Genomic DNA, 12,940 nt, shown 5'->3' on the forward strand with positions numbered 1-12,940 from the left:
TGTACGGTCCCACCGAAAGCCCGGGCTCACCTCCACGCCCTCGATCGGATGCGCAGCGGGATCGCCGCCTTCACCGGCCATGAGGACCGGCTTGCCGAGTTGCCGGCCGACAGAGGCGAGGAAACCCGCGGAACACGCCCAGCCATTCACCGCGGTCCCTCGAGACTCTGACCGAGGCGTGTCGGTGGGGCGTTGCGGTGCCGCAGGAGGCGGCCGAGCCTCCTGCGCCGTCAACCGATAGGGTCTGATCAATATTGTTCAGACGGGGGACATCTTGCGTACACGCGTGAAGGCATTACTGGCGGTTCTGTTGCTGACGCCGCTGTTCGTTCCGCAACCGGCTCACGCGGCGACAGCGGTCCGGCTCAAGGGCATGCAGTGGAACGTCGGCGGTGGCTGGAAATATCAGACGGCCGGGGCGTCCGACCTGCTGGTGGACAAGATCTTCGACACGATCAAGGCACAGGACCCGGACTTCGTGGCCCTCAACGAGATCTGTCAGAGCCAGTACACGGCCCTGACCAAGCGGCTGCAGAACGAGACCACCTGGCCGCAGGACAAGACCAACTTCGTACGGTTCCAGGCCACCCGGAATCCGACCGCGAGCCCGTCCAACCCGGACGTCTGCGATCACCAGGCGGTGGGGATCGCCCTGCTCAGCCGGCAGCCGCTGGGTGCGGCCGACCGGATTCCGCTGACCCCGAACCCGGGCTTCGACAAGGACGAGATCCGGCACCTGCTGTGCGCGCCGACCACGACCATGCCGGTCCGGTACTGCGTCACCCACATCACCCCGAAGCCGTTCGGCACGTTCGGCAAGATTCAGGTCAACGAGGTGCTCGGGCACGTCGAGCAGTTCGAGGCGGCCGGGGACACGGTGCTGATCGGCGGGGACTTCAACGCCACGCCGAGCTGGCCCGAGCTCAACGTCTGGTACGACCCGAGCGTGAACACCGCGGCCAACGGCGACAACACCGGGGCGTGGCGGGAGATGGACGACGCCGACCCGTACTGCCTCGGTTACGGCGAGGGGACCACCGGTGCCACCACCGGCAGCCCGTGCGGCACCGGCACGAAGATCGACATGATTTTCTTCCGGGCCAACCATCTCAACGGCCAGCACGCCGGTGACGCGCTGCCGATGAGTACCTGTGGCAGCGCGCCCTGCTCCGACCACCGTATCTACGTCGGATGGTCCGACCTGCTGATCGGCTGAGTGGGACAGCGCCGGGCGGGCCGCGACACCCCGGCCGAGGCGCGCCGGCTCGGCGTCGCGTCCCGCGCCTGGCGGCGGCCGAGCCGCTGTTCGCCGAGGCGCGCCGGTAAGACCGGTTCGGCCGGCGCTCCCGACCTCGCCGAGAAGAATCGCCGGCCGAAAGCTTCAGGTCGGTGGCGGGGCCTGCCGACCTGACGAGCCGTGACGAACCTGCGCCCGTCCTCCGGCCGGCCCGGCTGGGTGGCCCTGCTCGCCGCGACCGGGGTCGTGCTGGGCGGGGCGTACGCCGTCCGGCAGCACCGGCGAAAGCGGGGTGACCGGCGCCCGGAGGCGATCGAGACGTCCCCACCACCCGCCGACGAACCGGCGGTCGCGGATCCGGGCTGCCCGGAGGTGGCGCGCCCGCCGGTCCGGCCGGCCTTCATCCTCGCGCTGATCCTGGTGCTGGCGATCGCCGCCTTGACGGCGATGTACCTGTCGAACGCGAAGCGCAACGCCATGCCGGCCGACCGGCCGTGGACGGACTCGCCCGCCGTCCGTGCCCTCGATGTCCCGGATCTTCGCCTCGCGGCACCGATGCGCACCGCCGCGGAGCCGTCCGCCGAGGTGGAGGCGGACAGCCTGGCCGTCGACGGTGTGTCCTGCGCCTCCGGTTCGACTCGCCCCGTCCTCGACACGGTGCGCCCCGTCCTGACCGCTCGGATGACCGGGTCGGCGGCGGTCGACCTTCAGCTCCAGAAGGAGAACGCCACCGACGTCACCATCGACGGCGATGACCTGACGAGCGAGCACGGCTATGTGGCCCTCTACCTGCGCGGGGACCATCGGCTCGAGCGGGGTGGGTCGTACCGCTGGCGGGTCCGCGCCACGGCGACCAATGACTGGTCGCCGTGGTGCGAGTTCAGCATCGCCGCGACCACCCTCGACACCGTTGGCCTGCCGCCCGCGAAGTAATGAGGGGCTCGGGGTCACTCCGGCACCGGCAGGGATTCCGGGGGTTGGTGGTATTCACCCAGGGCGTACCGTAATCGGTGGTTGAGATCTGAGATCGCCTGACGCAACTCCCGCTCGGCCCGGCCGGTTCCGCCGAGTCCCGCTCGTCCCAGCCGGTCCCGGAGGCGATCCGCCAGATGGTCAGAAACCTCCCCGGCCGCGATCTCGCCTTCCAGCACGGCGAGCAGACCGATCAGGGCCGCCAGGTCGCGAGCGCGGCAGAGGTGCGCTGCCAGGGCGTCCGGTCCGTATGAGGTCATACGGCCACCCTAGGCACCTCCGCGCCGCCGGCACGCGCTTGTGGACACCGTTGGCTTTCATAAGGCGATGACCGATCGGATGCAGCAGTCGGCCCGTGACGATCGGCCTGTGAAGATTCCCAAGCCGACGTGGCGCGGCCGGCTGCATCTCCTGTGGTTCCCGCTCGCCCTGATCGCCGGCGCGTATCTGATCGCCGCCGCGCGCGGCACCGCCGCGGTCACCGTGGCCGCGGTCTACGCCGGCGCCGTGAGCCTGCTGTTCGGCACCAGCGCCCTCTACCACCGGGTCGACTGGCGATTCGCGGTGAAGCGGATCCTGCAACGCCTCGACCACCTGATGATCTTCGTGCTGATCGCCGGAACCGTCACCCCGATGTACCAGCTCGCCGCCCCCGACCGCTACCGCCCCCTCTGCCTGATCCTGACCTGGCTGCTCGCGACCGCCGCGGCCGCCCTGCACCTGGCCCGGATGGCGGCCCCCGAACGCGTGGTCGGCGGCACCTACCTCGCCCTCGGCGCGGTGGCCGCCCCGGCCCTCCCGCTGGTCTGGATCCACGCCGGGCCGCTCGCCGGCGGCCTCGCCGTCGCCGGTGCCGTGCTCTACGTCGCCGGAGCCCTCGCCTATCACTTCCGCAGACCCGATCCGGCACCGCCGGTGTTCGGCTATCACGAGGTCTTCCACGCCTTCGTCTGCGCCGCCGCCACCTGTCACTACGGCAGCGTCCTCCTCCTCGTGCGGCACGCCGGACAATAAACAGTTTTGACAGTTGCGGATCGTCGACGACTGTTCATCGACATGTCTCGCTGACCCGGTGCGCTCCTACGTTCTGCCGCAAGCAGGAACGAAGGAGGAGATGCCCCGTGTGGCAACGTCTTTCCACAGCAGCGCTCGCCATGATCACCGTGGTGGCCGGACTCGGCACGCCGGCCGCGGCGGACCCGGCCGGCCCGGTGCTCTACGCGGACAGCCCGGCCGCGGTACCCGGCCGGTACATCGTCACCCTGAAGGATCGCGCGTCGATCGGGGACCAGGCGAGCACGCTCACCCGGCGCTTCGGCGGGCGGGTACGGCACGTCTACGACCAGGTCCAGCACGGCTTCTCGACCGCGATGACCGAGCGGCAGGCGGTCGCGCTGGCCGCCGATCCGGCGGTCGCGTCGGTCGAGCAGGTGCAGCGGATCACCGTGCAGGACACCCAGAGCAACCCGCCGAACTGGGGCGACGACCGGATCGACCAGCGCGCGCTGCCGCTGGACAAGACGTTCACCTACCCGGCGAACCCGGGGCAGGGCGTCACCGTGTACGTCCTGGACACCGGCCTGAACGCGAGCCACACCGAGTTCACCGGCCGGGTCGGCCAGGGCACCGACATCGTCGACGGGGACAGCAACCCGGCCGACTGTCACGGGCACGGCACCCACGTGGCCGGTACGGCGGTCGGCACCACGTACGGCATCGCGAAGAAGGCCCGGATCGTCTCGGTCCGGGTGCTGGACTGCCAGGGCACCGGCACCAACGACGACCTGATCGCCGGGATCAACTGGGTGCGGGCCAACGCCCAGAAGCCGGCGGTGGCCAACTACAGCATCGGCTGCGGCAGCCGGTGCACCAGCCAGGCCATGGACAGCGCGGTGTCCGGCCTGATCAGCTCCGGGGTGCAGTTCGTCCAGGCGGCCGGCAACAACGGTGACGACGCCTGCTACTACTCGCCGCAGGCGGTGCCGGCAGCGATCACGGTCGGCAACAGCACCAGCGCCGACGCCCGCAACAGCAGCAGCAACTACGGATCCTGCCTGGACGTCTTCGCGCCGGGCACGAGCATCGTCTCGGCGTCGTACGCCAGCAACACCGGCAGCGCGACGATGACCGGCACGTCGATGGCGTCCCCGCACGTGACCGGCGCGGCGGCCGCCTACCTGGGCGCGAACCCGTCGGCCACCCCGGCGCAGGTCCGCGACGCCCTGGTCACCAACGGCACCACCGGGAAGATCACCAGCCCGGGCAGCGGCTCGCCGAACGTGCTGCTGTACACCGGCTTCATCGGCGGCGGCACCCCGGGCGGGCTGACCGTGCCGAGCCCGGGCAACCAGAGCACCTCGGTCGGGCAGGACGTCGACGTGCAGCTCACGGCGAGCGGCGGGACCAAGCCGTACACCTGGAAAGGGGTTGGTCTTCCGGCCGGGCTGGCGATCGGGGCGGACACCGGGCAGATCTCCGGCGCCCCGACGACGGCCGGCACCTCGACCGTGACGGTGACCGCGACCGACAGCGCCGGGAAGACCGGCTCGGCCACGTTCACCTGGACCGTCACCTCCGGCGGGGGTGGCTGCACGCCCACCCAGCCGGTCGGCAACCCGGGCTTCGAAAGCGGCACCACGCCGTGGACCTCGACCGCGAACGTGATCGGAACCTGGTCGCAGTACCCGGCCCGCAGCGGCTCCCGCAACGCCTGGCTCAACGGGGGTGGCCAGGTGCAGACCGACACGCTCGGGCAGCAGGTGACGCTGCCGGCCTGCGCGAGCGTGGCCCTGCGGTTCTGGATCCGGATCACCACGGCCGAGAACGACGGGCTGGTCTACGACCGGCTCACCCTGACCGCGGGCGGCAGCACCGTGGGCACCTGGACCAACCTGGACCAGACGTCCGGGTACGTGGAGAAGGTGGTCGACCTGACCGCCTTCGCCGGGCAGACGGTGAACCTCACGTTCACCGGCGTCGAGGACTGGTCCCAGCAGACCAGCTTCGTGATCGACGACGTGACCGTCAGCGCGTCCTGATCGGGCGAGAGTGATCGACGACGTGACCGTCAGCGCGTCCTGACCCGGCGGGAGTGGGCGGCCCGGACCGGGCTGCTCACTCCCACTCCCAGCGCATCCCGGCGATCCCCGGCGCGACGTCCGAGGCGACCAGGTGCGCGCCGTGCGTAGAGCCGATCCACGCCTCCCAGACGCCCTGGTCAGGGGCGTTCAACGCGCGGCGCTGGAAGCGGAGACAGCGGGCCGGCACCGCGTCGTGGTCGAACTGGACCTGCAGCACGTACTCGTTGACCGGGGTGCTGAACGCCCGGTAGTAGTTGTCCGTCGGCACCCGGGACCGGCTGCGGTACTCGTGCTCGATGACCACCGTCTCGCCCCGGGCCAGCATCCGGTCGAAGACGATCTCGGCGGCCAGCAGGCCGGACCCCGGGTCGCTGCGGGTCCGGCCGATCCGGCAGTTGCGCAGCGCGGTGATCGACGTGATCGCGGCCAGGTCGTCGGAGGCGAAGATGCCGACCGTGCGGGCCACCCGGTCGACGTTGGCCCGCAGCACCTGCCGGCAGGTCAGGCTCATCTCCTGCCGGTCCGGGCCGACCGTGTACAGGTCGTGCAGGCTGAGCCGGGTCAGTTCGTGGTACATCCACCGGTCCAGGCCGCCGATCGCCCGGGCCACGCTCACCCCGTCGGTGAACAGCCGGTCCACCTCGATCGTCCCCGGCGGCCGGGTCAGCCAGCGCCCGCGCGGCCGGCGCGGCCCGAGCTGGACCATCAGCGAGTCCTCGGGCAGCGTCAGGATCCGCTCCAGCAGGCGGACCGCCTTGAGCGAGTCGGGCCGCTCGGGGCGGCTGCGTCCTTTACGCCAGTAGCTCAGCGTGGTCACGCTGACGTTGACGCCGGCCGCGGCGAGCTGTTCCTGGATCTCGTCCAGGCGCACCCCGCGGTCCTCGATCGCCAGGTGCAGCGCCGCCGAGAACGGGCCGGTCCGCAGCGCGTGCGCGAGATCCCGCCCGATCCCGGCCCGATCTTCCCCCATGACTGCCGAGTATCACCGTACGTCGATCGGTGCGCCAGCGGTCAGCGCGTCCGGAACCGGTGCCGGTCGACGGTCAGCGGCTCGTCCGGTGTCAGGGCGAGGTCGAGGACGGTGTCGCGGTACCGGAGCAGCGTGCGGCCGGCCCGGTCCGGCCGCACGCGGGCCTCGTGCAGCCGGCCGTCGCGCCAGGTGATGTCGACGGTGTGGCCGCCGCGGGCGCGCAGGCCGCGGACCGCCCCGTCGCGCCAGGTCGACGGCAGGGCCGGGAGCAGCTCGATCTCGGCCCCGTCGGACTGCAGCAGCATCTCGGCGATGGCCCCGGTCCCGGCCGAGTTGCCGTCGAAGCTGTAGATGTTCTGCGGCGCCCCGGCGATCCCGCCGGCCGAGTAGCTGAGCAGGTTCGCCTCGCTGGTGTCGGCGATCAGCCGGGTCACGTGGACCAGCGCCTGGTCGCCGTCGAGCAGGCGGGCGTGGAACGCGGCGAAGTTCGCCTCCACCCACTCGGTCTGCTCCCAGCCGGGGGCCTGCTGCCGGCGACGCAGGGTGACCGCGGCGGCGCGGGCCAGCTCCGGGGTCCGGCGTGGACCGATCTGCCGTTCCGGGAACACCGCGACCAGGTGGGCGGTGTGCCGGTGGGCGGGATCGGCCTCGTCGACGTCGTCCAGCCACTCCTGGAGCTGGCCGTGCCGGCCGATCCGGAACGGGGAGAGTCTGTCGCGCGCGGCTTGGATCCGTACCCGCAAATCGGTGTCGGTCTTGAGAATTTCAGCGGCCTCGGCGGTGATCCGCAGGATCGCCTCGGCGAAGACGCGGTCGGCGGTGGTGCCCATCGCGACCGAACACGGCGTGTCATCGGCGGGGGACAGGTACCAGTTCTCCGGGGACTCGGCGGGGCCGGCCACCAGCCAGCCGTGCGACGGCTCGGGAGTGAGGTGATCGAGCAGGAACAGCGCGGCGCCGCGCAGCACCGGATAGGCGTGTTCGCGCAGGTAGCGCTCGTCGGGCTGGTATTCGTAGTGCTCCCAGAGCTGCAGGGCGATCCAGGCGCCGCCGGTGACGTTCAGGCCCCAGCCGATGCCGCTGCCGGGCGCGGTGTAGCCCCAGGCGTTGGTGACGGTGTGTGCGACCCAGCCGTCCGCGTCGTACATCGACCGGGCCGTGTCGCGGCCCGCCTCGGCCAGCCGTTCGACGAATCGGATCAGCGGCGTGTGGCACTCGGCGAGGTTGCCCGACTCGGCCGCCCAGTAGTTCTGCTGCGTGTTGATGTCCAGGTGGAAGTCGTTGGTCCAGCCGGAACTGCTGGCCAGCCCGTCGTTCCAGACGCCCTGCAGGGCCAGCGGCAACGGCGAGTCGGCCCGCGAGCCGGCGATCGTCAGATAGCGACCGTACTGGAAATAGAGAGCGATCAGATCATCGTCCCGATGACCTTCGGAAAGACGATTTCGACGTACGTCGACAGGCAGCCTCCCCGCCGCACCCAGTTCCAGCGAAACGCGCCCCATCAGCCGCGAATGGTCGGCCACATGGGCCGCCCGCAGCGCCGCCCACCCGGCCTCGGCGGCCGTGGCCAGCAGCGTCTCGGTCCGGGCGGCCGGATCCTCGCCGGCCCAGTCGGTGCCCACCGCGACCAGCACGACGACCGCGTCCGCGCCGCTGACCGTGACCGTGTCGCCGTCGCAGCGCAGCGTCCCGCCGTCCAGCGTGAACCGGGCGCGGATCGCCAGGTCGGTGCCCTGCTTGCCGTCGCTGTGCAGGGACTCGACGGCCCGCCCGCGGAACCGCAGCTCAGCGTCACCGGCCGTGGTCACCCCGGGTAGTTCGGTGTCGTCGAGGGTGGCCGTGAAGCCGACCGCGCCGGGGCGGTCCGCGGACAGGCGCAGGGCGAGGACGCCGTGCGGGTGGGAGGCGAGGACCTCCCGTACGAAATGAACCCGGTCTTGATCGAAATCGGTCCGCACGATGCCGGTGTCGAGATCGAGCGCGCGCCGGTAGCCCCCCGCCCGGTCGTCGCCGAAGTCGAGGCGCAGCCGGGGGAGCGGCACGTTGGTGCCGAACGAGGCCGGGCGCCCGGGCAGCGACTCCTGCGCGAGGCGCTGGGCCTCGGCGTGCCGCCCGGCGAACAGCAGCTCCCGGATGACCGGAATCCGCTCCCGCGCGGCCGGGTTCAGATCGGTGCTCGACGGGGCCCCGGACCAGGCGGTCGACTCGGAGAGCCGGATCGTCTCGGTACCGACTCCGCCGTAGACCATGCCGCCGAGCCGTCCGTTCCCGATCGGCAGCGCCTCGAACCAGCGGTCCGCCGGCCGGTCGTAGAACAACACGTTGGACGTCATCGCGATCTCCTCAGGCCAGCTGGTCGCGGAGCCAGGGCAGCTGCACCGGCGTCTGGAAACTGCCGCCACCCTCGTGCCGGTTGTACGGCCAGACCTGGATCGTTTTCGGACCGGTCCAGTGGTTGTAGGCGGCGAACACGGTGGACGGCGGGCACACGTCGTCCATCAGCCCGACCGAGTACAGCGCCGGGGCACTCGCCCGGGCCGCGAAGAACACGCCGTCGAAGTAACTCAGCGTGTCGAAGACCTGCTCGACCCGGTCCCGGTTGGTGGCACAGAAGATCGAGATCTCGTGGTACGGGAACGCGTCGGTGATCTCGGTGGCCCGCCGGAAATGGGTCAGGAACGGCACGTCGATCATCGCGGCCCGGACCCCGGGGTGCAGCCCGGCAACCGCCTGCGCGATGCCGCCGCCCTGGCTCGCGCCGGCCACCACGATCCGGCCCGGGTCGACGCCGGGCAGCGTGGCGGCCAGGTCCACGGCGCGCACCGCGTCGGTGAACAGCCGCCGGTAGTAGTACCGCTCGGGGTCGAGGATGCCGCGGGTGAGCAGGCCGGAGTGCTGCGGCGTGCCGTCGCCGGCCAGGTCCGGGGTGTCGCCGTCGCCCTGGCCGCGGGAGTCGACCACGAGCGTGGCGTAGCCGGCGGCCGGCCACAGCAGCCACTCGTGCGGGCGGCCGCGGCCGCCGCCGTACCCGATGAACTGCACGACGCACGGCAGCGGCCCGGTGGCGCCGGCCGGCTCGATCAGCCAGGCGGCGACCGGGTGGCCGTCGAAGCCGCTGAACCGTACGTCGTGCACGCGCACCCCGGGCAGCAGCGCGTCGACCGGGGTCAGCTCGGCGGCCAGCTCGTGCTTGCGGGCGGCGTCCAGAGTGCGCTGCCAGAACGCGTCGAAGCCGGCCGGCTCGGCCAGTGGCGGCCGGTAGTCGTGCAGCCGGTCCAGGGGCAGGTCGAACATGGCCATGAGTCAGTCCTCGATCCGGGTGAGGTGGACGAGCGTGCTGGCGTGCTCGCCCTCGGGCAGGGCCAGGGGCAACCCGGCGTGCAGCAGGACGGCGCCGGAGTGGAGCGCCCCGGTGTCCCGGTCCCGGTAGCGGGCGGCCGGGTCGAGCGCGGTCAGCCGCAGCGGGCCGGGGTCGTGACCGAACGCGCGGGTGGGACACCAGGCGAGCACCACGACCTCGTCCCGGTAGGTGAACTCGACGGCGGTCAGCGTGCCCGCGCCGGCCAGCCGGTACGCGGCCCCGTGCTGCACCACCGGCCGGATCCGCTTGTACGTGGCGATCAGCCCGGTCGCCTCCTTGAGCTCGTCCTCGCTCCAGGTGGCCAGGTCCCCGCCGATGCCGAGCGCCCCGGCCATCGCGACGTGGAACCGGAACCGCAGCGGGGTGCGCCGGGCGGTGGCCACGTTCGGGCTGTCGGTCACCCAGGCGCCCATCACCTGGGCGGGGAAGAGCTGGCCGAAGCCGTGCTGGATGCCGATCCGGTCGACCGGATCGGTGTTGTCCGAGGTCCACACCTGGTCGGTGCGCGTCAGCACGGCCAGATCGGCGCGCCCGCCGCCGCCGGCGCAGGCCTCGATCCGCAGGTCCGGGTGGTCGGCCCGGAGCCGGTCCATGATCCGGTGGACCGCGCGGGTCTGCTCGATCCACACCCGGTCCGGGTCGGCGTGCCCGGGCCAGCCGGCCTCGGTCATCGACCGGTTGGCGTCCCACTTGAGGAAGTCGATGTGGTTCGCGGTGACCAGCCGGTCGAGCCAGGCGTGCGCCCAGGCGGCGGTGTCCGGCCGGGCCAGGTTGAGCACGAGCTGGTGGCGCAGCTCGGTCCGGCCGCGGTGAGCCATGTGCAGTACCCAGTCCGGATGCGCCCGGTAGAGGTCGCTGTCCGGGTTCACCATCTCCGGCTCGACCCACAGGCCGAAGCCCATGCCGAGCCGGTGCACCTCGTCCGCGAGCGGGCGCAGCCCGTGTGGGAACCGGTCCGGGTTCGGGGTCCAGTCGCCGAGGCCGGAGTGGTCGCTGACCCGCCCGCCGAACCAGCCGTCGTCGACCACGAACAGCTCGACGCCGAGCCGGGCGGCCCGCGCGGCCAGGTTGCGCTGGCCGGGCTCGTCGACGTCGAACCCGGTCGCCTCCCACGAGTTGTAGAGCACCGGACGGACCTCGTCCGGGTGGCTGAGCACGTGCCCGCGGACGTACCCGTGCCACGCGCGGCTGGCTCCGCCGAACCCGCCGGCGCTGTAGAGCCCGGCGAACACCGGCGTCTCCAGGCTCTGCCCGGGCGTGAGCGTCCAGGTCAGGCCCTCGTGCCCGAACCCGCCGGTCCAGCCGGCCCGCCCCGTCGGGTCGCGGTGCAGGGTGATCCGCCAGCTGCCGCTCCAGGCCAGGGCGGTGCTCCACACCTCGCCGTGCTCCTCGGCGGCGGTGCCGTCGTCGAGCGCCAGCCACGGGTTGGCGTGGTGGCTGGTCATCCCGCGGCGGCTGGTGAAGACGGTCTCGGCCACCGGCACGTCGGCCCGGCGCAGCTGGAACTCGCTGTTCCAGCCGCCGACCAGGTGGCTGACCCGGTAGCCGGCGCGCTGCGGCAGGGTCCACGACGCGCTGTCGCAGCGCTGCACGGTGACCGGGTGCCGGTCGTCGTGGTTCTCGACGGTGGCCCAGCGCTCGATCACGTCGCTGTCGTCGTGCAGCCGGTAGTGCAGGGTCAGGCGCAGCGGGTAGTGCCGGTCGGCCAGGTGCACGCGCAGCGTCGCGTCCTCGAGGTCGTGGCCGGCGAAGCGCCATTCGACGCCGCGGGTGCCGTTGGCGAAGCGCACCTGCAGCCCGGCCGGGCCGAACCGGGCGCCACCCTCGACGGCCAGCTCCTCGGGACCACCGGCCGAGTCGAAACTGCTGCCCGGAGACGGTATACGCTCGGTGAGGACCCGCGCCTGGTCCAGGGTCAGCGGCGCACCCCAGTGCACGTGACGCACGACGTCGTGCTCGTCGAGCCGGATCGCGTAGCACGTGGTGGCGGTGCTCAGCAGCCAGAGGCGCTGGTCGGCCTCGTACAGAAGATGGGGCATCGGAATCCTCCGGGAGGGTGGCCGAGGAGTGCGCGGCGAGCGTAGGTACGTTTTCCGGACGAAATCAATACTTGACGAAGGAAATTATTGAGCTTAGATTTCCCGCATGTTTCCCGAGGCTGATGCCGTCGCGCCCGCAGTCACCGCCGTGTTCACGGCCGTGCTGACCGGGGGCCCGATCAGCCGCGTCTCGCTGGCCCGCCGCCTCGGCCTGTCCTCGGCCGCCGTCACCAAGGCGGCCCGCCCGCTGATCGAGATGGGCTACCTCGAGGAGCTGGCCGCCACCGAGCACACCGGCCCCGGCGCCGGCCGCCCCGCCAGCCCGCTCGCGATCCGCGCCGACCGGGAGTTCTTCGTCGGCGTGAAGATCACCGGTGACGAGCTGATCGGCGTGCTCTGCGACTTGCGCGCCCAGGTCCGGACCGCGGCCCACCGGCGGCTGACCGAGACGAGCGTCGAGCACGTCCTGACCGAGTTGGTCGAGCTCGTCGACGACCTGCTCGACGGCCCCGGCGACTACCGGTCCCGCACCCGCCGGCTCGGGCTGGCCGTCTCCGGCGACGTCGACCACAGCACCGGCCTGGTGCGGTACTCACCGTTCCTGCACTGGCGCGACGTGCCGCTGCGCGAGCGGGCCGAGAAGCTCACCGGCCTGACCGTCACCGTCGAGAACGACGTCAAGGCGCTCACCACCGCCGAGCACTGGTTCGGCGAGGGCGTCGGCGCCGACTCGTTCGCCCTGGTCACCGTCGGCGCCGGGATCGGCTGCGGGCTGGTCGTCGGCGGCCGGCTGGTCTCCGGCTCACACGGCGTGGCCGGCGAGATCGGGCACATCGGCATCGACGTGAACGGCCCGGCCTGCCACTGCGGCAGCAACGGCTGCGTGGAGGCGATCGCCGGCACCGACGCGATCGTCGCGCAGGCCCGTGCGGCCACCGGCCGCCCGGCACTGACCTTCGACGACGCGGTGACGCTGGCCCGCGCCGGCGACGCCGGGATCGGCGCGGTCTTCGCCCGGGCCGGGGACGCGATCGGCTCCGGCATCGCCGCGGTCGCCAACCTGGTCGGCCCGGCCCGGATCGTGGTCTCCGGCGAGGGGCTGGCCGCCTACGACCTGTTCGAGCCGCACATCCGGGCCGGCTTCCAGCGCCAGGCGTTCGGGGCGGCCGCGGACTGTCCGCTGTCGATCCGGCCGCTGCCGTTCGAGGAGTGGGCCCGCGGCGCCGCCACCGTCAGCATCAAGGCCCTGGTCACGGTCTGACCAGGCCACCAGGAACTCAG

The 12,940-nt window shown here is 72.0% G+C and carries 10 protein-coding genes; 5 read left to right on the forward strand and 5 right to left on the reverse strand.

Features of this window, described 5'->3' with window-relative positions; translation table 11 throughout:
* Positions 1 to 286: 286 nt before the first annotated feature.
* Both L3i22_RS24720 and L3i22_RS24725 read left to right on the forward strand, forming a co-directional pair.
* A complete protein-coding gene (locus L3i22_RS24720; RefSeq protein ID WP_221329325.1) occupies positions 287 to 1,216 on the forward strand; it encodes an endonuclease/exonuclease/phosphatase family protein in 930 nt (309 codons plus the stop codon).
* A gap of 201 nt (positions 1,217 to 1,417) precedes the next feature.
* Positions 1,418 to 2,170, forward strand: a complete 753-nt coding sequence (locus L3i22_RS24725; RefSeq protein ID WP_221329326.1) for a hypothetical protein — start codon at positions 1,418 to 1,420, stop codon at positions 2,168 to 2,170.
* A gap of 14 nt (positions 2,171 to 2,184) precedes the next feature.
* Here L3i22_RS24725 and L3i22_RS24730 read toward each other — a convergent pair whose 3' ends face one another.
* Positions 2,185 to 2,469, reverse strand: a complete 285-nt coding sequence (locus tag L3i22_RS24730; protein ID WP_221329327.1) for a hypothetical protein — start codon at positions 2,467 to 2,469, stop codon at positions 2,185 to 2,187.
* Positions 2,470 to 2,578: 109 nt separating this feature from the next.
* Between L3i22_RS24730 and L3i22_RS24735 the strand changes: the two genes are divergently transcribed.
* Complete coding sequence (locus tag L3i22_RS24735) at positions 2,579 to 3,223, forward strand: hemolysin III family protein (RefSeq protein ID WP_221329328.1); 645 nt, start codon at positions 2,579 to 2,581, stop codon at positions 3,221 to 3,223.
* Between the two features lie 107 nt (positions 3,224 to 3,330).
* Complete coding sequence (locus L3i22_RS24740) at positions 3,331 to 5,247, forward strand: S8 family serine peptidase (protein WP_221329329.1); 1,917 nt, start codon at positions 3,331 to 3,333, stop codon at positions 5,245 to 5,247.
* Positions 5,248 to 5,323: 76 nt separating this feature from the next.
* On the opposite strand, the gene L3i22_RS24745 is transcribed toward L3i22_RS24740, so the two are convergent.
* From L3i22_RS24745 to L3i22_RS24760, 4 genes are read right to left on the reverse strand one after another with little or no spacing between them, the layout of a single operon-like run.
* Entirely contained in the window at positions 5,324 to 6,259 is a 936-nt protein-coding gene (locus L3i22_RS24745) for a hypothetical protein (RefSeq protein WP_221329330.1), read from the reverse strand.
* A gap of 41 nt (positions 6,260 to 6,300) precedes the next feature.
* Positions 6,301 to 8,592, reverse strand: a complete 2,292-nt coding sequence (locus tag L3i22_RS24750) for a glycoside hydrolase N-terminal domain-containing protein (protein WP_221329331.1) — start codon at positions 8,590 to 8,592, stop codon at positions 6,301 to 6,303.
* Positions 8,593 to 8,602: 10 nt separating this feature from the next.
* Positions 8,603 to 9,559 (reverse strand): acetylxylan esterase, encoded by a 957-nt coding sequence (locus L3i22_RS24755; RefSeq protein WP_221329332.1) that lies wholly within the window; start codon positions 9,557 to 9,559, stop codon positions 8,603 to 8,605.
* A 3-nt stretch (positions 9,560 to 9,562) separates the two neighbouring features.
* Positions 9,563 to 11,659, reverse strand: a complete 2,097-nt coding sequence (locus L3i22_RS24760; RefSeq protein ID WP_221329333.1) for an alpha-galactosidase — start codon at positions 11,657 to 11,659, stop codon at positions 9,563 to 9,565.
* A gap of 106 nt (positions 11,660 to 11,765) precedes the next feature.
* On the opposite strand from L3i22_RS24760, the gene L3i22_RS24765 reads away from it, so the two are divergent.
* Positions 11,766 to 12,920: an ROK family transcriptional regulator gene (locus L3i22_RS24765; RefSeq protein WP_221329334.1), complete on the forward strand. Its 1,155-nt coding sequence runs from the start codon at positions 11,766 to 11,768 to the stop codon at positions 12,918 to 12,920.
* Positions 12,921 to 12,940 lie beyond the last annotated feature (20 nt).

Source organism: Actinoplanes sp. L3-i22, assembly GCF_019704555.1.
Classification (GTDB): domain Bacteria; phylum Actinomycetota; class Actinomycetes; order Mycobacteriales; family Micromonosporaceae; genus Actinoplanes.